At 73.4% G+C, this 21,159-nt stretch carries 24 protein-coding genes; 10 read left to right on the top strand and 14 right to left on the bottom strand.

Annotated elements, in window-relative coordinates; genetic code table 11:
• On the bottom strand, positions 1–214 hold a 214-nt coding region (locus tag ACWDS7_RS21170; RefSeq protein ID WP_451930649.1), incomplete at its 3' end, for a PH domain-containing protein.
• A gap of 96 nt (positions 215–310) precedes the next feature.
• Between ACWDS7_RS21170 and pgeF the strand changes: the two genes are divergently transcribed.
• Positions 311–997, top strand: a complete 687-nt coding sequence (pgeF, locus tag ACWDS7_RS21175) for a peptidoglycan editing factor PgeF (protein WP_451930677.1) — start codon at positions 311–313, stop codon at positions 995–997.
• 162 nt (positions 998–1,159) lie between these two features.
• Here the strand turns inward: pgeF and ACWDS7_RS21180 are convergent, their stop codons facing one another.
• Positions 1,160–1,975: a sirohydrochlorin chelatase gene (locus tag ACWDS7_RS21180; protein WP_451930650.1), complete on the bottom strand. Its 816-nt coding sequence runs from the start codon at positions 1,973–1,975 to the stop codon at positions 1,160–1,162.
• Between the two features lie 299 nt (positions 1,976–2,274).
• Between ACWDS7_RS21180 and ACWDS7_RS21185 the strand changes: the two genes are divergently transcribed.
• A complete protein-coding gene (locus tag ACWDS7_RS21185; RefSeq protein ID WP_306868458.1) occupies positions 2,275–2,658 on the top strand; it encodes a hypothetical protein in 384 nt (127 codons plus the stop codon).
• Between the two features lie 49 nt (positions 2,659–2,707).
• On the opposite strand, the gene ACWDS7_RS21190 is transcribed toward ACWDS7_RS21185, so the two are convergent.
• Positions 2,708–3,265: a GNAT family N-acetyltransferase gene (locus ACWDS7_RS21190; protein ID WP_451930651.1), complete on the bottom strand. Its 558-nt coding sequence runs from the start codon at positions 3,263–3,265 to the stop codon at positions 2,708–2,710.
• Positions 3,266–3,512: 247 nt separating this feature from the next.
• Here ACWDS7_RS21190 and ACWDS7_RS21195 point away from each other — a divergent pair, with 247 nt between their 5' ends.
• Entirely contained in the window at positions 3,513–4,664 is a 1,152-nt protein-coding gene (locus ACWDS7_RS21195) for an alpha/beta hydrolase (RefSeq protein WP_451930652.1), read from the top strand.
• Here ACWDS7_RS21195 and ACWDS7_RS21200 read toward each other — a convergent pair.
• Together ACWDS7_RS21200 and ACWDS7_RS21205 are read right to left on the bottom strand one after the other, a co-directional pair.
• Entirely contained in the window at positions 4,650–4,841 is a 192-nt protein-coding gene (locus ACWDS7_RS21200) for a ferredoxin (protein ID WP_306868463.1), read from the bottom strand. The two genes, ACWDS7_RS21195 and ACWDS7_RS21200, sit on opposite strands and share 15 nt — an antisense overlap.
• A gap of 11 nt (positions 4,842–4,852) precedes the next feature.
• Positions 4,853–6,052 (bottom strand): cytochrome P450, encoded by a 1,200-nt coding sequence (locus ACWDS7_RS21205; protein ID WP_451930653.1) that lies wholly within the window; start codon positions 6,050–6,052, stop codon positions 4,853–4,855.
• A gap of 109 nt (positions 6,053–6,161) precedes the next feature.
• On the opposite strand from ACWDS7_RS21205, the gene ACWDS7_RS21210 reads away from it, so the two are divergent.
• Both ACWDS7_RS21210 and ACWDS7_RS21215 read left to right on the top strand, forming a co-directional pair.
• A complete protein-coding gene (locus ACWDS7_RS21210; protein WP_451930654.1) occupies positions 6,162–6,830 on the top strand; it encodes a TetR/AcrR family transcriptional regulator in 669 nt (222 codons plus the stop codon).
• Between the two features lie 143 nt (positions 6,831–6,973).
• Positions 6,974–7,516, top strand: coding sequence for a hypothetical protein (locus ACWDS7_RS21215; RefSeq protein WP_451930655.1), 543 nt, complete (start codon positions 6,974–6,976; stop codon positions 7,514–7,516).
• A gap of 17 nt (positions 7,517–7,533) precedes the next feature.
• On the opposite strand, the gene ACWDS7_RS21220 is transcribed toward ACWDS7_RS21215, so the two are convergent.
• Entirely contained in the window at positions 7,534–7,968 is a 435-nt protein-coding gene (locus ACWDS7_RS21220) for an Lrp/AsnC family transcriptional regulator (RefSeq protein ID WP_451930656.1), read from the bottom strand.
• Between the two features lie 141 nt (positions 7,969–8,109).
• Here ACWDS7_RS21220 and ACWDS7_RS21225 point away from each other — a divergent pair, with 141 nt between their 5' ends.
• A complete protein-coding gene (locus ACWDS7_RS21225) occupies positions 8,110–8,964 on the top strand; it encodes a tryptophan 2,3-dioxygenase (RefSeq protein WP_451930657.1) in 855 nt (284 codons plus the stop codon).
• Positions 8,965–9,022: 58 nt separating this feature from the next.
• Here the strand turns inward: ACWDS7_RS21225 and ACWDS7_RS21230 are convergent, their stop codons facing one another.
• The gene (locus ACWDS7_RS21230) at positions 9,023–9,961 is read right to left on the bottom strand and encodes a LysR substrate-binding domain-containing protein (RefSeq protein ID WP_451930658.1); all 939 of its coding nucleotides are present in this window, start codon (positions 9,959–9,961) and stop codon (positions 9,023–9,025) included.
• 71 nt (positions 9,962–10,032) lie between these two features.
• Here ACWDS7_RS21230 and ACWDS7_RS21235 point away from each other — a divergent pair, with 71 nt between their 5' ends.
• A complete protein-coding gene (locus ACWDS7_RS21235; protein ID WP_451930659.1) occupies positions 10,033–10,899 on the top strand; it encodes a 4-hydroxy-tetrahydrodipicolinate synthase family protein in 867 nt (288 codons plus the stop codon).
• Here the strand turns inward: ACWDS7_RS21235 and ACWDS7_RS21240 are convergent, their stop codons facing one another.
• The 6 genes from ACWDS7_RS21240 to ACWDS7_RS21265 form a co-directional block, all read right to left on the bottom strand.
• Positions 10,900–11,709, bottom strand: a complete 810-nt coding sequence (locus tag ACWDS7_RS21240) for an Fpg/Nei family DNA glycosylase (RefSeq protein WP_451930660.1) — start codon at positions 11,707–11,709, stop codon at positions 10,900–10,902.
• Entirely contained in the window at positions 11,702–12,154 is a 453-nt protein-coding gene (locus ACWDS7_RS21245; protein WP_306868479.1) for a ribosomal maturation YjgA family protein, read from the bottom strand. Before ACWDS7_RS21245 ends, ACWDS7_RS21240 begins: the two co-directional genes overlap by 8 nt.
• Before the next feature lie 163 nt (positions 12,155–12,317).
• A complete protein-coding gene (locus ACWDS7_RS21250; RefSeq protein WP_451930661.1) occupies positions 12,318–12,632 on the bottom strand; it encodes an L-rhamnose mutarotase in 315 nt (104 codons plus the stop codon).
• Between the two features lie 117 nt (positions 12,633–12,749).
• Positions 12,750–14,039, bottom strand: a complete 1,290-nt coding sequence (locus ACWDS7_RS21255) for a M1 family metallopeptidase (RefSeq protein WP_451930662.1) — start codon at positions 14,037–14,039, stop codon at positions 12,750–12,752.
• Between the two features lie 38 nt (positions 14,040–14,077).
• Positions 14,078–17,815 (bottom strand): Pls/PosA family non-ribosomal peptide synthetase, encoded by a 3,738-nt coding sequence (locus ACWDS7_RS21260; protein ID WP_451930663.1) that lies wholly within the window; start codon positions 17,813–17,815, stop codon positions 14,078–14,080.
• Between the two features lie 288 nt (positions 17,816–18,103).
• Positions 18,104–19,180 carry a DUF2332 domain-containing protein gene (locus tag ACWDS7_RS21265; RefSeq protein ID WP_451930664.1) on the bottom strand — a complete coding sequence of 359 codons (1,077 nt, stop codon included), beginning with the start codon at positions 19,178–19,180 and terminating at the stop codon, positions 18,104–18,106.
• 293 nt (positions 19,181–19,473) lie between these two features.
• Here ACWDS7_RS21265 and ACWDS7_RS21270 point away from each other — a divergent pair, with 293 nt between their 5' ends.
• From ACWDS7_RS21270 to ACWDS7_RS21280, 3 genes are all read left to right on the top strand, one after another.
• Entirely contained in the window at positions 19,474–19,671 is a 198-nt protein-coding gene (locus ACWDS7_RS21270) for a Scr1 family TA system antitoxin-like transcriptional regulator (RefSeq protein ID WP_451930665.1), read from the top strand.
• Positions 19,672–19,793: 122 nt separating this feature from the next.
• Positions 19,794–20,033: a DUF397 domain-containing protein gene (locus ACWDS7_RS21275; protein WP_451930666.1), complete on the top strand. Its 240-nt coding sequence runs from the start codon at positions 19,794–19,796 to the stop codon at positions 20,031–20,033.
• Positions 20,034–20,052: 19 nt separating this feature from the next.
• Complete coding sequence (locus tag ACWDS7_RS21280; protein WP_451930667.1) at positions 20,053–20,253, top strand: hypothetical protein; 201 nt, start codon at positions 20,053–20,055, stop codon at positions 20,251–20,253.
• A 119-nt stretch (positions 20,254–20,372) separates the two neighbouring features.
• On the opposite strand, the gene ACWDS7_RS21285 is transcribed toward ACWDS7_RS21280, so the two are convergent.
• On the bottom strand, positions 20,373–20,714 hold the full coding sequence (locus ACWDS7_RS21285; RefSeq protein ID WP_451930668.1) for a hypothetical protein: 342 nt from the start codon (positions 20,712–20,714) through the stop codon (positions 20,373–20,375).
• Positions 20,715–21,159: the final 445 nt, after the last annotated feature.

Genomic DNA, 21,159 nt, shown 5'->3' on the forward strand with positions numbered 1-21,159 from the left:
TGACCGCTGAGACCTTCCCGTAGGGGATGCTCGTGATGGCGATCTTCTTGCCCACGAAGGACTTGTCCTGCACGATCACACGCTTGTCGGTGAGGCCCAGGAAGCCGGTCCCCGCGCCGATGGCGTCGTAGACGGCGATGATCTGCTCACCGGGCATCAGCCCGCTCTCGATCTGCTGGAGCTGTTCCTTCCGGTCGTACACGACCTGTGCCATGTCGCTCGCAATCTCTCGGGGATCTGCGTACTCATGCAACGTACGTCCCGAGAAGACGGTTCCTGGGGCGGGTAGGGTCGGGCCGTGAGCTTTCAGATGAGGATCACCGATCGCCACGGCGGCGTCAGCGCCGAGCCGTACGGCAGCCGCAACCTCGGGGGCCTGTGCGGCGACGACCCCGGGGCGGTCGCCGCGAACCGGGACAGGACCGCGGCCGAGTTCGGCCTGGAGCGGGTCGTGTTCATGCGGCAGGTCCACAGCGCCGACGTCCGATACGTGAGTGAGCCGTTCGGCGACGACCCGCCGCCGCTGGACGGGGTCTTCACCGACGTGCCCGGTCTCGGCCTGGCCGCGCTCTGCGCCGACTGCGCCCCCGTCCTGCTGGCCGACCCGCGGGCCGGTCTGGTCGGGGCGGCGCACTCCGGCCGGGTCGGCACCGTCCTCGGAGTGGTCCCGGCGCTGGTCGCGGCGATGGCCGGGCGCGGCGCCGACCCGGCGGGGATGACCGCCCTGATCGGTCCGATGGCCTGCGGAAGCTGCTACGAGGTCCCCGCCGAGCTGCGCGCGGAGGTCGCGGCGGTCATCCCCGAGGCGTGGTCGATCACCCGCCAGGACACCCCCGCCCTCGACCTGCGCGCCGCGATCACCTCGCAGCTCGCCAAGGCGGGCGTCGGCGAGGTCACCCACGACACCCGCTGCACCATCGAGACCCCCGACCTGTTCTCCCACCGAAGGGACCACCGGACCGGCCGTTTCGCGGGCTACGTCTGGCTGGAGGGCTGAGGCCCGGCGGCGCACGGGCCGTGCCGGGCGCACGGGTCGTGCCCGGAGCGCGGTCCACCGCGCTCCGGCACGGCGTGCGGCGGACCCGGCCGCCGGGCCGGGTCCCGGGCCGGTCCCTCTGAGGGGCGCGGATCCCCGCCACCCGCCAGAGGGAGCCCCACGTCAGTCCTCGGCCAGGACGCTCCCGTAGGCACGGGCGGCGAGGTCGGCGATGAGGTCGTGCGCGCCGAGGAGGTCGGCGCACTCGGCCCCGATCTCCGCCGCCGCCCCCGCGACCAGGCCGGGATCGATCTCCGGGCCGACGGCGCACGGGGACAGGGCGATGCGCTGGGCGCCGATCTGGCGCATCCGCTCGGCCGCCTCGGCGACGCTCGGCGCGCTGTCCAGGGAGGCGACCACCACGGGGAGCGTCAGGCGGGAGGCCAGCAGCACCGCCGTCGGCTGCGCGGCCGAGGCCGCGTTCTCGCCGCCGACCGTGACAAGGATGACCGCGTCGACCGGGCTGGAGACGTTGAGCAGCCGCATCCGGTCGGCTCTGGCCAGGTCCTTCTCCGCGAGCCGGATGTGCAGGGCCTCGGCGAGCAGCGGGTGCGGGCCGAGGTGGTCGGTGACCGTCACCGACGCCCCGCTCGTCTCGACGGCGGTGGCGATCAGCCGGTCGGCGACCGGGTGCGGGCCGGTCAGGATCGGCACCACGATGGCGGCGACGCCGTCCCCCGGGCGCTCGCGGGCGGCCGCCTCCAGCTCGGCGGTCAGCGCTTTGCCGTCCTCGCCGAGACCGGCCAGGCGGACCTCGATCTGCGGGTTGTCCCCCCGTATCAGGGCCGCTAGCTCGGCGACGGCGCCTGTCGCGTCACCGAGGGCGGCCAGCACCAGCGCGGGTGCCTCGGGCGGGAGCTGGGAGGGCACGGGCCTGCGGTGCCGGCCGGAGGGCCGGGCGGCGCGTCCGCGCACTGGGAGGATGGAACTCTCACTCACATGCGCGGACTCTAGGCCCATTTTGCTCACTTTGTAGTGAAAAATGGCCGCAATTCCGTCACGACATCCCCACAGGTGGGGATTCCCGTCGCGCAGGGCGGCGGAGCGGTGTCCCGGACCGCCCTCCGCCGGGCTGTCCCGCCTGCCGCTGGGGCACGGGCCGGGCGCCCGGGGACGCGCCCGAGGGGCGGGTACGCCGAGCGGAGTAGCCGGGTCTGCGACGAGCGTCGGATGCCACGGCCGGGGGAGCACGGGACCCTGGGGGCGAGATCGTTCCCGAGGAAGAGGTGGCTCCGGTGGTGTCCGAGGTCGTTCAGGCGGACCGCACGGTCGTCGTGCTGCGGGCCGTCAGCGCGCTGTACGGGGTGGCGGTCCTGGTCCAGGCGGTGACCGCCGGACAGTTGCTGAGCGGCGGCGCCGCCGGGGCGCACGGCGCCGGCGCGGCGGCCGTGCACCTGCTGGGCCTGGCCCAGCTCGTGGTCGCCGTCCTGCTCTGGCGGCCGGGCCGGGGACCGGGCCGGCCCGCGCTCGCCAGCCTGGTCCTGCTGCTGGCCGGTTTCGCCCAGTCCGCGCTCGGTGGCGCCGGCGGCACCGCGCTGCACGTCCCGCTGGGCATGGCGCTGTTCGGCGGGGTCGTCGCCATGACGGTCTGGGTGTGGACGTTCGGCGGGCACCGGGGATGACCTTCCCGGCCGGGGCACCGTCCCGATGGGTGCCGGGGAACCTGCCGGGTCAGACGTCCCGATGGCCTTCCCACTCGTCCTCCAGGGCCGAGTGGACGATGGAGTCGCGCCAGGCGCCGCGGGCCCGCACGTGGTGCCTGATCCTGCCCTCCTCGACCATCCCGGCGACCAGCATCGCGAGCTGGGCGGCGGTGTTGGCGGGGGAGCGGGCTCCCCAGATGCGGTGCAGGCGCAGGTGCCGGAAGCCGAACATCAGCATCAGCCGGATCAGGTCGGTGCCCATGCCCCGGCCCCAGTGGTCGGGACGGAGGCCGAGGCCGATCTCCGCGCTGTGCGGGTGGTCGGCCTCGATGTGCAGCCGGGCGACGCCGATGGCCTCGTCGCCGTCCAGATCGATCACCGCGAGCACGTACAGTCGCCGGGGCTCGGCCTGCGCCGCCTCCAGCGCCTGGGCGACTATCTCCTCGACCTCCTCGTGGGTGCGCGGGTCGAACGGCAGATGCTCGGTGGCGGTGGGGTCGCCGTAGACGGCGTGCAGCGCGTCCACGTCCTCGACCGTGACTTCTCTCAGGCCGAGTCTCTTACCGGAGATCTGAACGTGACGCATGCGCAGACGCTAACGCCTCAGGAGTCCCAGGGCTAGAGATCGTTCTGTCCGACAACTATGCCAAAGACGGCAAATGTCGCTTTACTCCCGGTCAGGGGGCGGGTGGTGCCGCCAGGCGGAACGGCGGGTGGTGCCGTCAGGCGGAACGGCGGGCGGGACCGAGGGCGGGGGACGGTCCCCGGCGTGTGCTCACGGCCGCCGTCATGGCCGGTGAGGGATCCGGTGAGGGATGGAGCAGAATAAGTGAATGATCCCTCCGGTCCCCAACGTGCTCGTGACCACCGGCCCGGGCCTGGTCGCCGACCTCCGGCTCCTCACCGAGGTGGCCGACCGCGAGTTCGCCGCCCTCGGTGTCAACGGGAAGGTCTCCCCGGCCTCCGACCTGCCCGCTCTGCGGGCGGCGCTGGAGTTCCCCGGCGCCCTCGTCGTCCTCCCCGGCCCCGGACCCGAGGCCCGGAGCCTGGTCTCCGGGCACCCCCGCGCGGTCTGGCTGGACCTGGAGAGATCCGTCGCCCCCGGCCCTCCTACCCGCGACCCGGCGGGCGCCCACCTGCACGGACGGGGGATCTGGGGGCTGACATGGGCGATCAGGCATGCCGTGCACCGGCTGCGGTGGCCGGCGCGGCGGATCGCCTACGGCGACCACCCCGACCAGTGGGCGGAGGTGCGGCCGCCGCACGGGGACGGCGGAGCTCCACCCGTCGCGGTGCTGCTGCACGGCGGCTACTGGCGCTCGATCTGGGGCGCGGACCTGATGGACGCGCTCTGCGTCGACCTGGCCGAGCGGGGGTTCGCCGCCTGGAACCTCGAATACCGCCGTCCCGATCTGCACGGCTGGGCCGCGACCACCGAGGACGTCGCCCGGGCGATCGCCCTCGCGGCCGGGAGCACGCCGGGACCGGTCGTGGCGATCGGCCACTCGGCGGGCGGGCAGCTCGCCCTCCGCGCCGCCGCCGACGACCCCCGGATCACACTGGCCGTCTCCCTGGCCGGAGTGCTCGACCTGGTAGAGGGCGACCGCAGGCAACTCAGCTCCGGCGCGGTCGCCGCGGCGCTCGGCGGGTCCGCGGCCGAGGCGCCCGAGGTCTACCGGCGTTCCAGCCCGATGGAGCGGCTCCCCCTGGGCGTGCCCCAGCTCATCGTGCAGGGCGGCGGCGACGACCTCGACCTGGTCGACCTGGGCAGGCGCTACGCGCGGGCCGCCCAGACCTCGGGTGACGAGGTGACCTACCTCGAAATGTCGGGTGACCACTTCGACGTCATCGATCCCGCCTCCCCGATCTGGCGCGCGACGGCCGGAGTGATCGCCGACCGCACGTCCCCGGACCCGCTCCGCGGGCCCGGGGACGGCCCGCGCGCCGCGCGGGCCACCGATCCCGCGCCGTCAGGCCAGGGATAGGGCTCCCGACGGGCACAGGTGCACGGCGCGGCGGACCGCCGCGTCCATGGAGGCGGGCGGGTCGGCCTGCAGCAGGACCACGGTGCCCTCCTCCTCGCTCTGGTCGAAGACCTCCGGCACGGTGAGAGCGCACATGCCGGCTCCGACGCAGCGGTCGGTGTCCGCGTTGATCTTCATGATCCGTTCTCCTACCAGGTGACCGGGAGCCGGTGCACGCCGTAGATGGTCATATTGGAGCGCATGGGTACCTCCTCCGGAGGCACCGCCAGGCGCAGGCCCGGGAAGCGGCGCAGCAGCGCCGGATAGGCGATGCGCATCTCGACCCGGGCGAGCTGCTGGCCCAGACACTGGTGTATGCCGTGGCCGAAGGTGAGATGACCCGTCGGAGGCCGGGTGACGTCGAGGGTACCGGGATCGTCGAACCGCTCGGGATCGCGGTTGGCCGCCGGCAGCGAGAACGCCACCGACTCCCCGGCCTTGATCAACCGGCCGTCGAGCTCGACGTCCTCCAGCGCGGTCCGGACCGGGCCCATGTGGATGATCGTGAGATAGCGCAGGAGCTCCTCGACGGCGCTCTCGGCCACCGCCGGGTCGTCCCGGACCAGGGCGAGCTGGTCCGGGTTGCGCAGCAGCGCGAAGGTGCCGAGCGCGAGCATGTTCGCGGTCGTCTCGTGGCCGGCGACGAGCAGGAGCACCGCGACGCCGGTGAGCTCCTCGTCGTTGAGCTCCCCGCCCGCGGCGAGGGAGCCGAGCAGGTCGTCGGCCGGTTCGGCCCGCTTGCGGAGCACCAGCCCGTGCAGGTAGGCCATGAGGTCGGCCAGCGCCGCGGCCATCTGCTCGGCCGAGGAGTCGAGGTTCACCAGCGCCGCCGAATCCCGCTGGAACTGCTCGCGGTCGGCGTACGGCACGCCGAGCAGCTCGCAGATCACCAGGGACGGGATCGGCAGGGCGAAGGACTGCACCAGGTCGACCGGCTGGGCGCTCCCCTCCATGGCGTCCAGGCAGTCGGAGGTGATCTTCTCGATCCTGGGTTCGAGCTGCCGCATCCGCCGCACCGTGAACTGCCCGGTCAGCAGCCGCCGGTAGCGGGTGTGCTCGGGCGCGTCCATCCGCAGGAAGAATCCCGGCAGCGTCCGCCGGTCCTCCTCCTGGAACAGCGGATGGGCGACCGGCGGGTGGTTGAGCTCGGTGCGGTTGCTGAAGCGGTTGTCGGCGAGCACGGCCCGAGCGGCGGCGTTGCCGGTCACCAGCCAGCCCAGATGCCCATCGGCGAAGGTCATCCGGTGGAGCGCGCCCTGCTGCTGCCAGCGCAGCGCCTCCCCGGGCGGGTCGAAGGGGTGTTCGCGGACGAGGGGAAAGGTCACCGGGCGGGATGGGGCCTCGGTCATGGCGCAGCTCCTCGCAGGTAGACGACTGTTCTTCCATCCCCTACCAAACAACATCAGATGTAAATTTGCAATGGGTGAAGAAAAACTCCGGATGCAGTAAAGTACGTGCATGGTGGATGGTCTGGGGTTGCGGGAACGCAAGAAGCTGCGCACCCGCCGCGCGCTGATCGAGGCGGCCCTGCGCCTGTTCGAGGAGAAGGGCTACGAGGAGACCACCGTCGCGGAGATCGCCGCGGCGGCCGACATCTCGACGCGGACGTTCTTCAGTTACTTCGCCAGCAAGGAGGACGTGCTCTTCTTCGACGGCCAGGCGCGGGTCGACGCGATCATCGAGATGATCGCGCAACGGCGGGCCGAGGAGAGTGTGGTCGAGATCCTGCTCCGCGTGGCCGAGACGGGCATGCGCATGGCGGAGCGCGACGTGGTCATGGAGCTCGACCCCCTCCGTGTCCGCCTGATCATGTCGGTCCCGGTGCTCCAGGCGCGCGCGCTGCGACTGCTGTTCGACACCCAGCTCCAGATGGCCGAGGCGCTCCACCGGGCCTACCCCGAGGACATCGACCTCGTCGAGGCCGCCGCCGCCGTCGGCGCGCTCATCGGGGCGATGAAGCTCGCCATCATGGTCTGCCTGGACCGGGGCGACCCGCCGGCCCGGACATGGGCGGCGGTGCGCAGAGGTGTCGAGATCGCCATGCTGGGCCTGGGGTCGGTGGGCGTGCGGCCGGCCGGAGCGGGCGCCGCGGCACCGGGCCGGGAGCAGAGCCGGGCCACGGGGTGAGCCGGTGCCCCGGTGCCGCGCGGGAGCCCGCCGGCGGTCCGGGCGGCGGATGAATCCGCTGGTCCGGGCGGCGAGGGTGCGCCCGCCAGGGCCGGGGAGCTGATAGGTCTGGTGGTGCCCAGTCCCCATCGGCGAGCGAGAGCATGCCTGACAGCCGCGACCGTCCCGGCCCCCGCGACCTGCGGGCCGTCCTACGCCTGATCCGCCGCTACCGGCCGCCGGAGCGGCTGCTGTTCGGCGGCGTCTACGGCACGGTCCTGGCCAGCAGCGTGGCGGCCGCCCTGGACCGGGTCACCACCCCTCCCGACCCCGGATACGACGCGCTGTGGGTGCTGATCTCGGCGCTCGCGGCGGCCGCCGCCCACGGCTACGCGCACGCCATCGCCCGCCACACCGCCGCCGACGAGGCGGTCCCCGTCTACGCCGTCCGGTCGGTGCTGGAGGAGTGGCCGCTGGTCATGGCTGCCCTGCCTACCATCGGCGCGCTGCTGGCGGCCTACGCGGGCTGGTGGCACGAGTACACCGCGGTCGACGTCATCCTGGTGTTCAACGCGCTCACGCTCTTCGGCTGGGGGGCGTGGGCCTCCCGGTCCGCGGGCGGCTCCTGGGCGAACGCGTGCCGGGTGGGATGCGTCGACATGCTGCTGGGCCTGTGCATCGTCGTCGCGAACACCCTGATCAAGTAGGGCGGTGCCGAGGATCGCTAGGCGGGGGAGAGCGGGCGCCAGGGGACCGGGCTGGAGAGCACCATCATGCTCGACGGGTGACCGTACGGCGCGAGCCGGTCGATCAGCTCCTCGAAGGCCGTCATCGAGGAGGCGGCCACCCGCAGCAGGCAGCAGGTGTCGCCGGTCACCCGGTGGACCTCCAGGATCTCCGGCCAGGCCAGCGCCTGCTCGTCGCGGAGCACGCAGCGCGGCCCGTAACACGACATCCTGATCAGCGCCGCCACCCCGCGCCCGGCCAGCGCCGGATCGACCCGCGCGTGGTAGCCGGTGATCACTCCGGACTCCTCCAGCCGCCGCACCCGCTCGGCCACCGCCGGGGCCGACATGTGGACCCGCCGAGACAGCTCGCTGTAGGACAGCCGCGCGTCACCCTGCAGCTCGGCCAGCAGTGCCCAGTCCATAGCGTCCATGTCACGCTCCGTCATCCCATAATCAGATCGGCCCAACGCCTTCCGTTCCGAAGGCTGGAGCCGATAAACGCCTTGTCCGTATTATTTCCGGACTTATCAATACGGACGACCATGGAGGTGAACAACCTCAAGGAGTAACCGATGACCAGCACCAGGCAGCTCAGCGAGCGAGACCGGCAGGAACGGGCCGCGGCCAACGATGGACTGCCCACGCTCGGGTTCGACGCGGCCACGCCGTACGACGACTACGTCGGCACCGCCACCCTCCACCAGCTCCAGCGCACCGTCACCGACGCCCCCGAGGAGCTCGCCTTCCTGGTCACCACCCAGGTGATGGAGCTCTACTTCGGCCTGCTCCGCTCGGAGTGGCAGCTGGCCCAGCGCCAGCTCGACGATGACGACGCCGCCGCGGCGACCGTGACGATCAAGCGCACGGTCCGCCACTTCGAGGCGCTCAACGCCGCGTGGGCCTCGCTCAGCTGGCTCACTCCCGCGCAGTTCAACCAGTTTCGCGACGCGCTCGGCGAGGCGTCGGGCTTCCAGTCGGCGCTCTACCGGCACGTGGAGTTCCTGCTCGGCAACAAGTCCGAGGCGCTCATCCGCCCGCACCGCCGCAACCCCGAGGCGCACCGGGAGCTCGTCGAGGCGCTGGCCCGGCCGAGCCTGTACGACTCGGTGCTCGCCTTCCTCGCCCGGCAGGGTCACGCGATCCCGCGGGCGGTGCTGGAGCGCGACCACGCCGCCGACTACGAGCCCCGCTCCGAGGTCGAGGCGGTCTGGGTCGAGGTGTACGGCGGGCCGCTCGCGCCGCTGGCCGACGCGCTGACCGACCTGGCCGAGCAGTTCTCCGACTGGCGTTACCGGCACCTCATGGCGGTGCGCCGGTCGATGGGGGCCAAGCCGGGCTCCGGCGGGTCGAGCGGCCTGAGCTGGCTGGAGCGGAGCATGCGGCGGGAGATCTTCCCCGAGCTCTGGACCGCGCGCACGCTGATGTGACGCGGGGCGACGTGGCGGCCTCCCCTCCCCGGCCGGGCGGCGGAGGCTCCACCTGCGGCTACCCGGCCGTCGCCCGGCCGGTGGGCCGCGGATGACGGCCGCCGGGCAGCGAGGAGCGCAGCGCGGCGGTGAAGGCGGCGACGGCCGGGTGGGAGGCGGCTCCCCGGCGGAAGGCGACCTGGGTGCGGCGGCGCATCGGCAGCTCGGTGAGCCGGACGCCGCCGGGCGGGTCGGCCGCCCCCAGCTCCGGCACCAGCGCGACGCCCTGGCCGACCGCGACCATCGCCAGCACGGTGGCGAAGTCGTCGATGTGGTGGCGGATCCTGGGGGCGAACCCGGCGGCCTGGCAGGCCCGCACCGTCATCGCGTGGCAGAGCGTGCCGGGCTTGGCGACGATCCAGGACGCGTCGCGCCGCCGGACCAGGCAGTCGCCGGGGTCGCCGGGCGGCGACGGGGAGTCGCCGCCGTCACCGGACGCGAGATACATGGGCTCCTCCAGCAGCGGCTCGGTGTCCAGGGCGAGGTCGGGGAGGGCGGGGACGAAGTCGTACTCGTGGACGAGGGCGACGTCCAGGTCGCCCGTCCGGAGCCGGGGGGCCACCTCGGCGGGGTCGATCTCGTCCACCATCGGCTCCAGCCCGGGATGGTCACGGGCCAGGGCGGCCAGGGCGGCGGGCAGGATCGTGCGGGTGGCGGTGGGGAAGGCGCCGACCCTGATGGCCCCGACCAGGCCCGTGTGCGCCGCCGCCAGCTCCGCCGAGGCCTGCTCCAGCCGTTCGAGCACGGCCTCGGCGTGCCCGACCAGCGCGACCCCCGCGGGGGTGAGCGTCACCCGGCGGCCGGTCCGCTCCAGCAGCGCCACCCCGGCCTCCCGCTCCAGCGCCGCGAGCTGCTGGGAGACGGCCGAGGGGGTGAACGTCATGGCCTCGGCGACCGCGGCGATCGTGCCCCGGTAGGACAGTTCGCGGAGCAGCCGGAGGCGTCGCACATCGAGCATCAGCTCAGCTTAACGGTTTCGGAAGAAACGAGAACTGGACCTGCACGGTCGGTGGCGGCAAGGCTTGGAGCATGACATTCAGCGGTGTTTACGTTCCCCTGATCACCCCGTTCGGCGAGGACGGCGAGGTCGCCGTGGAGGCGCTGGAGGGCCTGGCGCGCGCTGTGCTCGACGAGGGGGCGGCCGGGCTGGTCGCGCTCGGCACCACCGCCGAGGTCGCCATGCTCGCCGAGGAGGAACGGCGGGCGGTCGTCGAGGTCTGCGCGAAGGTGTGCCGGGAGCGGGGGACGGCGCTGGTCGTCGGGGCCGGGTCCAGTGACACCCGCTCCTCCGTCGAGGCCCTGCGCGCGCTCAAGGACCAGGCGGACGCCGCGCTGGTCACGGTGCCGTCCTTCGTCCGCCCGTCCGAGGCCGGGGTGCTCGCCCACTTCGGCGTGCTGGCCGAGCAGAGCCCGGTACCGCTGATCGTCTACAACATCCCCTACCGGACGGGGCAGTCGGTGGGCGCGGCCACCCTGCGCCGGCTGGGAGAGCTGCCCATGGTGGCCGGGGTCAAGCACGCGGTCGGCGGCGTCGACCAGGACACCGTCACCCTGCTGGCCGACCTGCCGGAGGACTTCGCGGTGCTCGCCGGGGACGACCCCTTCTTCTCCGCGCTGCTCGCGCTGGGCGCCTCCGGCGGCATCCTCGCCTCGGCCCACCTGCACACCGGCCGGTTCGTCGAGCTGGTGGAGGCCTGGCGCTCCGGCGACGTCGCCCACGCCCGCGCGCTGGGCCACCGGCTCTCGGTCATGTCGGCGAGCCTGTTCGCCGAGCCCAACCCAACGGTGATCAAGGGAGTGCTGCACTCCCGGGGCCTGATCCCCACCGCGTCGGTCCGGCTCCCGCTGGTCCCCGCAGGCCGAGCCTCGGTCGAGGCGGCCGAGCGCCTGCTGTGATCACACCGGCTGGCAGCCCGGGCACCAGAAGAGGTTGCGGCCGGCGAGCACCTCGGTGCGGACCTCGGTCCCGCACAGCAGGCACGGCATGCCCGTGCGCCGGTAGACGTAGACCTCACCGCCGTGGTCGTCGACCCGGGGCGGGCGCCCCATCGCCTCGGGCGTGTGCTCGGGCCTGACCGTGTCGATCCGCCCCACCCGCACGCCGTCGGCCATCAGCGCCACCAGGTCCGCCCAGATGGCCGTCCACTGCCCGCGGGTGAGGTCGCGGCCGGCCCGGGACGGGTCGACACCCTGCCGGAACAGCGCCTCGGCGCGGTAGATGTTGCCCACGCCCGCGACCACCGACTGGTCCATCAGCAGGACGCCGATGGAGGTGCGGCTACGGCTGATCCGCCGCCAGGCGGCCTCCGGGTCGGCGTCGGCGCGCAGCGGGTCGGGCCCGAGCCGGTCGTGCAGCGCCCTCTTGGCCGCGGGGTCCAGCAGCTCGCAGACGTTGGGCCCGCGCAGGTCGGCGTACTCCTCGGCGTTGCTCAGGCGCAGCCGTACTGCACCCGTCGGCGGAGGCGCCGGAGCCGGGCCGAAGGGATATTTGCCGTAGATGCCCAGGTGCACGTGGAGCCAGCGGTCGTCGTCGAAGCCGAGCAGCAGGTGCTTGCCGTGCGCGTCCGTCTCCTGGAGCACCCGCCCGTCGATCTGGCGGGCCCCGGCGGCGAACCTGCCCTGCGGGCTCTCGGCGCGCACGGCCCCGCCGCCGAACACCTGCCGATGCTGCGCGGCCAGGCGGTGAATGGTGTGTCCTTCAGGCATGGTCTCGAAATGATACGGCCGGCCGGGCACCGGCCCGGCGTGACGGATCCGGGCGGAGGAGGGCGTGCGCCGCCGCCGCGAGAGCGGCCCCGACGGCGTAGGCGGCCAGGTCGGCGGCGCCGAACGTGCTGCCGAGCACCAGCCTGGCCAGCACGCTGGCCTCCGAGAGGGCGGCCGGGACGGGAGTGAGCTGGGCGAACTCGACCGCCCAGCTGAACGCCAGGGCGCCGATCGCGGCGCGGACCGGCGGGACCCGGGGGAGCACCAGCACGATCAGCGTGTGGACGAGCACGGTGTAGAGGGCGTCACCGGCGTATTTGGCGAACCAGCCGCCGGTGACCGCGCGGACCGTGAGCCCCGCGGCGACGGTCGCGACGGCCGCGAGCGCGGCCGGCAGGCGGCTGCGGAGAGCGGGGGACAGGCGGGTCTGGAGAGCGGGGGACACCCGCTCACGATAACGAGCGCACCGCGCGCCGGGGACACCCGCTCACGATGACGAGCGCACCGCGCGGCCGGGGACACGGCGGCACCGTACGGCCGGCACGGGACGGCACCGGCCCGGCCGGGGCGCGGTGATACCGGCCGGGAGCGCCGGGCCGGCCGACGGCTCAGGTGAGCCGCCAGACCGCCGGGAGGCCCTTGCCGCCGCCGTCGGCGGAGTAGTCGTGCGCGACCTCCAGCAGCTCGTCCATCCGGGCCTGCCAGGCGATGTTCACCGGCAGGCCGGCCAGCGACGCGAGCAGCGCCTCGTAGTCGTCACAGTCGATCACGTGGAAGAGCTCCAGGCCGCTGCGCCAGATCGTCCACTCGCGCGCGCCGCCCTTCTTGATCGCCTCCACCAGTTCGGCGGGCACCTCCCGGTGCGCCCGCTCGTACTCCGACTCCTTGCCCGGCCTGATCCGGGTGTGCAACGCGACGCGCATGCCGTGCCTCCAATGGTCGTAGCCCGTTATAGCAGTGATCCGATCTATTTCAGAAAATATCCGGATGCCGAGTCAGTCTTGGGTCGACAACCAGTGAAAGCTCCGATGAAAGGCGGGTCAGGGCAGGGTGGGGAGGCGGGAGCCGTACAGCCAGCCGGACAGCAGCCCCTCCAGCGGGCCGGCCGTGCGGCGCGCGACCAGGTCGGTGAACTGGCCGGTGGTGACGGAACCGTGGCGGTGGCCGGCCGTCCACTCGCGCAGCAGCGCGAAGAACGGCGCGTCGCCCATGGCGCGCCGGAGCGCGTGCAGGGTGAGCGCGCCACGCTTGTAGACGCGGTCGTCGAACAGGCGCGGGGCGCCCGGGTCGGCGAGGACGAAGTCCTGGGGGAGGGCGGCGAGCCTGCGGTGCCAGCGGACCGCCAGGTCATCGGCGGTCGCGCCGCCGGAGACCTCCGACCAGATCCACTCCGCGTAGGCGGCGAACCCCTCGTGCAGCCAGATGTCGCACCAACCGGCCGCGGTCAGGCTGTTGCCGAACCACTGGTGCGCCAGCTCGTGGGCGACCAGCCGCTCCTGTCCGCGCCGGCCGTCCACGTGGTTCACCCCGAAGATCGACATGCCCTGCGCCTCGACCGGGATCTCCAGCTCGTCGTCGACCACCACCGCGGTGTAGGAGCCGAACGGGTAGGGGCCGAACCGCTCGCTGAAGACCTCCATCATCCGGTCCTGGCGCTCGAAGTCGTGCCGGACCCGGGAGGCGAGCCTGGCGGGGAAGGCCACCCGCGTCCCCGGTCCGAGGTCGGCCTGCCGGTAGCGTCCGATCTGGACGCTCGCCAGGTAGGAGGCCATCGGTTCGGCCTGCTCGTACACCCACGTGGTCGTCGACGCCGCCTGCCGCCTGGAGACCAGCTCCCCGTTGGCGATCACCGTGTACGGCGAGGCGGTGGTCACCGAGATCCGGTAGCCGGCCTTGTCGTCCGGCCGGTCGTTGCACGGGAACCACGACGGGGCCCCGATCGGCTGGCTGGCCACGATCACGCCGTCGGTGAGCTGCTCCCAGCCCAGCCCGCCCCAGTGGCTGGACACCGGCCGGGGGCTGCCGGAGTAGCGGACCTCGACGGTGAACGGCCCGGCCGCCAGCCGCCCCGGCGCCAGATGGAGCCTGCCCCCGCGATGGGTGAAACGGACCGCCTCGCCGTTGACCAGCACCCCGCCCACGCGGAAGGCGCCGAGGTCGAGGGCGAGGCCGTCGAGCGGCCCGGGCGCCACCGCCGACAGCCGGGCGATCCCGTCGAGCCGGTTGGCGGGGACCCGGTAGTCGAGGGACAGGTCGTAGTGCTCCACCCGGTAGCCGTCGTCGCCGTGCGCGGGGAAGTACGGCCGGCGGGGGGTCGTGCTCACAAACACGCTCGTTTCCTCTGCTACGTCTCGTGGGGCTGGGCCCGCTACCTCTCGCCGGTCCACGCGGCGATCGGATTGCCGAACCAGCGCGTGCCGGGTGGCACCGACTCGCCCCGCATGACCAGGGACGCCGGTCCGACTGTGGTGTTCTCCCCGACCGTCGCCGCGGGCAGGACGACCCCGTGCGGGCCGAGCGTCGACCCGTCCCGCAGGACGACAGTATCGATGCTCATGACCCGATCATGGAACAGGTGCGTCTGCAGCACGCAGCCCCGGTTCACCGACACCCCGGCGCCCAGGGCGACCAGGTCGACCTCCGGCAGCCAGTAGGTCTCGCACCACACGCCCCGGCCGATCCGCGCGCCGAGCGAGCGCAGCCACAGGTTCAGCGGCGCCGTGCCCAGCCACGGCTGGGCGAACCAGGGGGCGGCCAGCACCTCCACGAAGTTGTCCACCAGCTCGTTGCGCCACACGAACGAGCTCCACAGCGGCCGGTCGCCGGCCGAGATCCGGCCGAGCAGGGCCCACTTGGCCACGGTGGTGACCGCCGCGGCCAGCACCCCCGCCCCGGCCAGCACCACGCCGCTCAGCAGCACCGCGGCGGCCAGGCCGTACGATCCGGCCAGCCACTCCAGCGCGGCCGCCACCAGCACGGCGAGCGCGACCGCGCACATCGCGGGGACGACCCGGCACACCTCGACGGCGGCGCGGGCCGCCTTCAGCCGCGGCGGCGGGTCGTAGGTGCGGCTGCGGTCGCCCTCCTCGGCCGTGCGGCGCAGCTCCACCGGCGGCATGCCCAGGTAGGACGAGCCCGCCCGGGCCTTCTTCGGCGCGGCCGACAGCACCGCGACCAGGCCGTCCTTGGGCACCTTGCGGCCCGGCGCGGTCATCCCGGAGTTGCCCAGGAAGGCGCGCTTGCCGATCCGCACGTGGTCCACCCGGAACCGCCCGCCGTCCAGCTCGTACGGCGCGACCATCGTGTCGTCGGCGAGGAACGCGCCGTCCCCGACGGAGGTCATCGACGGCAGCGCCAGCACCGTCGACAGCTCCACGTCCCGGCCGACCCGCATGCCCAGGGCGCGCAGCCACACGGGGGTGACCATGCTCGCGTACAGCGGGAACAGCCAGACCCGGGCCATCGACATCAGGCGCCCGGTGGCCCACGCCTGCCAGGCCCCGCGGCTGTGCACCGGGTGGTGGCCGGCGCGCAGGCCGACCGCCAGCAGTCGCACCAGCGCCAGGATCACCAGGGCCAGAGCGGCCATCGAGGTCACGGTGGCGAGCGGCACGCCGTACAGGAGGCCGGGCAGGGAGGCCGTGTCCCCGCGCAGGAGCACGGCGAGGCCGGGGACGGCGGCGATCGCCGGGACGAGGCTGAGCGCCAGCGCGGACAGCCCGTAGACGGCCGCCCAGCGCCGCGAACGCGGTGGCCGGTCGGCGGCGGGCGGGCGCGCCTTGCCCGTCCTGACGGCGGGCACGCCCGCCCAACGCTCCCCGGACGGCACCGCGCCGGCCACCGCTGCCCCCGGCGCGACCTGCGCGTTCTTCCCTATCCGCGCGCCCGGGAACAGGGTGGCGCGGGCGCCGACCGTGGCGGAGGCGCCGATCTTGATCTCGCCGACGTGCACCCGGTCACCGTCGATCCAGTAGCCGCTCAGGTCGACCTCGGGCTCGACGGCGGCGTTCCTGCCGAGCTTGAGCATCCCGGTGATCGGCGGCGCCGAGTGCAGGTCGGCGTCGGCGCCGACCTGGGCGCCGAGCGCCCGGGCGTAGTGCGTGAGCCACGGGGCGCTGGACAGCTCGGCTACGCCGAGCCGTTCGGCGAGCCGCTCGGCGGTCCACAGCCTCAGGTGCGTCGCGCCGCCCCGGGGGTAGGTGCCCGGCTCCAGCCCCCGCAGCAGCAGCCGTGCCGCGCCCGCGCTCAGCGCGATCCGCCCGGCGGGGGAGACGAACACCACGGCGCCCAGCAGTACCCACCACCACGAGACGGCGGGCGCCCCCGGCAGGCCGATCACGTTGTTGAGAGCGGCCAGGCCCACCAGCCAGCGCAGCGCGCCGGCGGTGAGCAGCGGCACGGTGAGGACCGCCTGCGCGATCGCCGCGCGGCGCGGCATCGGCGTGACGACCCTGCCGGTGGTCACGATCTCCGGTGTGGCCGGCGCGGCCAGGTGGCCGGCGAGCCCGCGCAGCGTCGGGTGCTCGTAGACGTCGCCGACGGTGACCGCCGGATACCGGGCCCGCAGCGCCGACACCAGCCGGGCCGCGGCGAGGCTGGTGCCGCCCTCGGCGAAGAAGTCGCCCTCGGTGTCGCCGAGGACGTCCTGCCAGCATCCGGCCACCCACGGGTCGACGCCAGGGCGCCCGGCCCCGTCACGGCCGGGCAGCGGCCACGGCAGGGCGTCCCTGTCGATCTTCCCGGACGTGCGGGTGGGCAGCCCGTCCACCAGGGCGATCCGCGGGACCAGCGCGGCGGGCAGCGCGTACCGCAGCCGGTCCTTGGCCTCCTCCGGGTCGAACCCCTCGCCGGGCACGACGTACCCGACGAGGAGCTGGTGCCCCCCGCCGGTCGTGCGCACCGCGGCCGCCGCCCCGGCGACCCCGGGCAGGGCCTGCAGGGCCGCGTCCACCTCGCCCAGCTCGATCCGGCGCCCGCCGAGCTTGATCTGCTCGTCGGCCCGCCCGACGAAGATCAGCCCCTCGGGCTCGGCCCGCACGAGGTCGCCGCTGCGGTAGGCCCGCTCCCAGCCCAGCGAGCCGAGCGGGGCGTACTTCTCGGCGTCCTTGACCGGGTCGAGGTAGCGGGCCAGACCGACCCCGCCGATGACCAGTTCGCCGGTCTCGCCCATCGCGACCGGCTCGCCGCCCGCGTCCACCACGGCCAGGTCCCAGCCGGCCAGCGGCAGCCCGATCCGCACCGGCCCGTCCCCGGTCAGCGGCGCCGCGCACGCGACCACCGTCGCCTCGGTCGGGCCGTAGGTGTTCCACACCTCCCGCCCCGGTACGGCCAGCCGCTCGGCCAGCTCGGGCGGGCACGCCTCGCCGCCGAAGATCAGCAGTCGCACGTCGTCGAGCGTCTCGACCGGCCAGAGCGCCGCCAGCGTCGGCACCGTCGACACGACCGTGATGCCCATCTCGACCAGCCACGGCCCCAGATCCATGCCGGTGCGCACCAGCGCCCGGGGCGCGGCGACCAGGCAGGCGCCGTGCCGCCAGGCCAGCCACATCTCCTCGCAGGAGGCGTCGAAGGCCACCGAGAGCCCGGCCAGCACCCGGTCGCCGGGGCCGATCGGCTCCTGGGCCAGGAACAGCCCCGCCTCGGCGTCCACGAACGCCGCCGCGCTGCGGTGGGTCACCGCGACCCCCTTCGGCCTGCCGGTGGAGCCGGAGGTGAAGATGATCCACGCGTCGTCGTCCGGCACCGGCCGGCCGGCGGCTCCCGGCGTCCCGCCCTGGCCGCCGGGAACGATGATCTTCTCCCCGTCGGCGATGACGGCGCGCACCCCGGCCTCGGTGAAGACCAGCTCGGCCCGCTCGTCGGGGTCGTCGGCGTCCACGGGGACGTAGGCCGCGCCGGCGGTCAGCACGGCCAGGATCGCGACGTACAGGCCGGTGGTGCCCGAGGGCACCTGCACCCCGACGCGGTCGCCGCGCCCGACCCCGGCCTGCCTCAGCTCGGCGGCCAGCCGGTCGGCCTCGGCCCGCAGCTCGGTGTAGTCGAGGCGGGTCCGCCCGTCGTCGAGGGCGGGGGCGTGCGGATATCGCCGGGCCGTCCGGTCGAGCACGTCCAGCAGGGTGCGGACCCGCGGCGCGGAGCCCCCTGGCAGGAGCGCCCGCGATGTCAGAGCGGTAGCCGCTGGTGACGGGCTCACTTTTCCCTCCGGGTATCAGGTTTCCCCCACGTATCAGGTCACCCTGAAACCGGAACAGCTTACGTGGCGGAAATGAACACCTTTTGTGAAGAATCTCTGCACATTTAGTGAATCTTGCACGTAAGTCCTGGTCAGTCGGCCACGGTCAGGTCGCCGGTCGCCGGTCGCCGGTCGCCGGTCGCTGGTCGGCGGCAGCCGGCGTCAGGCGGTGAGGGCGCGGGCCGGGAGGCCGTGCGGGGGCGCCTCCGCCAGGACCGTCTCGGCCCCGGTGCCGAGCCGTACGGCCAGCCGGAAGCGGTGCCGCGCGCCGACCCTGCGCGGTTCGAAGGAGACATGGGCGAAGGCCGCCTCCGCCGTGCCGGCCGCCGCGAGCCGGTCCAGCTCGCCCTCGACCCGTGCCCATTCGGCGGCCGGGACGTACTGGCGCATGATCGAGTGCCAGACGACGGTGAGCGTGCCGGGCTCCAGCCGGACACCCGAGAGGAAGTCGGCGGCGCCGACGGCGTCGACCTCGGCCGGCACCCGGGCGGCCAGCCGCAGGGCGCCGTCCAGCCGCGCGGCGCGGGCGGTCTGGTCCGGCCAGACATAAGCGCGCAGGGCCAGCTTCCCGCCGGGCGACAGCGGATCGACGGGCGTCAGATCACAGCCGCGCCGCTCGACCACGGTCAGGGCCGGACGCCCGGCGGCGGCCTCGGCCAGCCACGCGGGCGGGGCGCCCAGCCAGGCGTCCTGCAGCGAGACCGGCGAGTCGGCCGGGCCCCAGGCGAACCCCTCGCACGCGTAGCGGAAGTGGTCGGCGCGCAGGTTGAGCCCGGCGCTGGCGCCCAGCTCGAACAGCCTGACCGGCAGCGGGCCGGCGTGCGTGGCCTTCAGCAGGCCGGCGATCAGGAGATTGGCCCGGCCGACCTCGTTGGTCTGCGGCGGCCGGGTCAGCCAGTCGCGGACCCACTCCATCGCGGAGGCGACGGCGGCCCGGAAGGCGTGCCAGCAGGCATCCGGCCGCTCCGGGTCGAAGACGCCGCCCGTGCTGGGATAGCAGGCGGCCAGCTCGGGGGCGCGGCCGGTGAGGGCCAGCGCGTGCACCCCGCCGAGCAGTCGCAGCGCGACGGCGTCGGGCCCGGGGGCGTCCTCGTACCCGGCGAGCGCCTCCATGCAGGGACCTCCCGCGCGGACGTCCTCCGCGACCCGTTCCAGCAGGAACGCGTACAGAGGGGAGCCGAGGTCCGCGCAGCCCCGTGCCTGATGCTCGACCATGACGGCGGCGCGCTCGCGGGACATCGGGTCCTCCTCGTCCGGATACCGGCGGTCCGCTGGACCTGGGTACCGACGATCCTTCCCCCGCGGCGGCGCGCGCGGCAGGGGCGGGCCGGGTGAGCCTCGTCACGCGCCCTCCGGCGTCCGCGTGGCAGGCCACGGCGGCAGGACCGCGCCGCGCTTCCGGGAGCGGGTGCTCGGCCACGCCGGAGAGCTCCGCCCGCCGGAGCCGTGGACGACCGCTCCGGCGCTCAGGGCCATGCCGTCAACCGGAACCGGACGGACTTGCCGTGAGGGTCGAGGGGCCAGCCCCAGTCGTGGGAGAGGTCCTTGACGATCCGATCGGTGATTCCAAAGTGATGAGAGAGCGACTGGAGCATCTCGTGTCGCTGATCAATCCCCGGCCGAGTGTTCAGGTGGTCCCGCACGGAATGCATTCGGGCTTGATGGGCCGGTTCGCGATCACCACGCTGGAGGGAGGGAGCGACGTACTGTATGTGGAGGCCGCCGTATGAGGTATCACCACAAGTGGCCAAGAAGACGTCGCCGTGGCCGTGGGGCGTTTCGAGGCCATTCGGAGCGAAGCGTTGCCGATAAGTATGCCCATCGATCTCATCCGGAAGGCGGTAGCGGAAAAATGGACCTGAGTAACGCCGAGTGGCTCAAGTCGAGCTTCTCCGGAGATGACGGCGGTGACTGCGTTGAGGTCGCGGAGCTCAAAGGCGTCGCCAACGGCCCCGGTCACAAAGCCGGGCACACCGATCTGATCGCCGTACGCGACTCGAAGAACCCCGACGGCCCCAAAATGTTCTTCACCCCCGCCGAGTGGGACGCCTTCGTCAAGGGTGTGAAGGCCGACGAGTTCGACCGCGGCTGAAGCGACGCGGCCGGCCGTCATGGTGGCGATCCATGGCGGCCGGTTGCTTTCCCGGGCCGGAATTCAAAAGACGGAGGCGATCCTGATTCTGGGGTCCGGCTACAGCCTGCTCGCGCCGGTCCTGGGCCCGAGCACGCCCGCGCTGCTCAACCTTGTCCCGGCCGTCGTCGTGCTCGTCAAGCTGTCCGGATCCGCCGCGACCCGCTGGTTCGAGCGATGAGGGCGACCTGATGGCGCCGGCCTGCCGTGAGCAGGCCGGCCATCCCGGTCCAGCGGTCGGCCGAGCCTGCGGAATTCGGTCGGGATCCCGCGGCCCGCGGCCCTGCGCCGCGCCGCGTGTCAGGCGACGTAGCGGCAGACCAGGGCCTCGGTGGGATGGCGGAAGGCGCTGACCACCACCCGCGTCGGCTCGTGGTAGGCGCATGCGGAGAGCGGGTTCGCCGGTATGACCGCTCCTGTGGTCAGCATGCAGACGTACCCCGTGGTCCTGTAGAGAGCCACGACCGTACGCGGATCGATGTGCGTCATGCAGTAGCCGGCCCCGGATACCGGCCCGTAGACGATGTCGACGGTGCTGTTCGGCGCTGCCGTGACGTTCACTGGGGTGGCCTGTGCCGGAGCCGCTGTGAGCGCGCCGGCCAGCAGCGCGCCGGCGGCCAGGACGAGAGCACGACGGAGCATGGAGAACCTCCTCGATAGCAGGGGGTGCGTACGGCCTGTCTGATGCGGACGGTGACCTCGAAGGCAGCACGGATGAGCGGCTCTGAGGCGGAGCCGGGCCGGCTGGGTACGTGCCTACACCGCATCGGCCAGGGAAAACAGGAGGGCTGGGTCTGCTTCTCGCAGTATTGAATAGGAAACCTTCCTGTGCAACAGCGTGTTGTCGCTGACCTTTCACCAGTTCTGGGTCGCTGATCTATCACCAGTTCTGAACGGTGTCGTCCCTTCTGTGCGCGGGGGTGGGGTGCCTCTCGGGGCACTTGCCTAGGTCTCGGGCGGGTGGGGTCCTGCCTCTGCGGCCGGGGGATGGGGCGGGGTCCGGCGATGTTCTCGGTGGATGGTCCGGGATTCCGGGGCGGTGGCTGATCGACGCACATATACCGCCTTCTTTTTTGTTTACCAAACA

The sequence above is a fragment of the Streptosporangium sp. NPDC003464 genome, assembly GCF_053588315.1.

Bases quoted from the DNA above. Each gene is read 5' to 3' on its own strand.
- ACWDS7_RS21280 (WP_451930667.1), top strand. From the start codon at position 20,053: ATGGTGGCGATCCATGGCGGCCGGTTGCTTTCCCGGGCCGGAATTCAA.
- ACWDS7_RS21250 (WP_451930661.1), bottom strand. From the start codon at position 12,632: ATGCGCGTCGCGTTGCACACCCGGATCAGGCCGGGCAAGGAGTCGGAG.
- ACWDS7_RS21215 (WP_451930655.1), top strand. From the start codon at position 6,974: ATGCCTGACAGCCGCGACCGTCCCGGCCCCCGCGACCTGCGGGCCGTC.
- ACWDS7_RS21285 (WP_451930668.1), bottom strand. From the start codon at position 20,714: ATGCTCCGTCGTGCTCTCGTCCTGGCCGCCGGCGCGCTGCTGGCCGGC.
- ACWDS7_RS21205 (WP_451930653.1), bottom strand. From the start codon at position 6,052: ATGACCGAGGCCCCATCCCGCCCGGTGACCTTTCCCCTCGTCCGCGAA.
- ACWDS7_RS21275 (WP_451930666.1), top strand. From the start codon at position 19,794: ATGGACCTGAGTAACGCCGAGTGGCTCAAGTCGAGCTTCTCCGGAGAT.
- ACWDS7_RS21195 (WP_451930652.1), top strand. From the start codon at position 3,513: ATGATCCCTCCGGTCCCCAACGTGCTCGTGACCACCGGCCCGGGCCTG.
- ACWDS7_RS21225 (WP_451930657.1), top strand. From the start codon at position 8,110: ATGACCAGCACCAGGCAGCTCAGCGAGCGAGACCGGCAGGAACGGGCC.
- ACWDS7_RS21190 (WP_451930651.1), bottom strand. From the start codon at position 3,265: ATGCGTCACGTTCAGATCTCCGGTAAGAGACTCGGCCTGAGAGAAGTC.
- ACWDS7_RS21230 (WP_451930658.1), bottom strand. From the start codon at position 9,961: ATGCTCGATGTGCGACGCCTCCGGCTGCTCCGCGAACTGTCCTACCGG.
- ACWDS7_RS21235 (WP_451930659.1), top strand. From the start codon at position 10,033: ATGACATTCAGCGGTGTTTACGTTCCCCTGATCACCCCGTTCGGCGAG.
- ACWDS7_RS21200 (WP_306868463.1), bottom strand. From the start codon at position 4,841: ATGAAGATCAACGCGGACACCGACCGCTGCGTCGGAGCCGGCATGTGC.
- ACWDS7_RS21265 (WP_451930664.1), bottom strand. From the start codon at position 19,180: ATGTCCCGCGAGCGCGCCGCCGTCATGGTCGAGCATCAGGCACGGGGC.
- ACWDS7_RS21210 (WP_451930654.1), top strand. From the start codon at position 6,162: ATGGTGGATGGTCTGGGGTTGCGGGAACGCAAGAAGCTGCGCACCCGC.
- ACWDS7_RS21240 (WP_451930660.1), bottom strand. From the start codon at position 11,709: ATGCCTGAAGGACACACCATTCACCGCCTGGCCGCGCAGCATCGGCAG.
- pgeF (WP_451930677.1), top strand. From the start codon at position 311: ATGAGGATCACCGATCGCCACGGCGGCGTCAGCGCCGAGCCGTACGGC.
- ACWDS7_RS21220 (WP_451930656.1), bottom strand. From the start codon at position 7,968: ATGGACGCTATGGACTGGGCACTGCTGGCCGAGCTGCAGGGTGACGCG.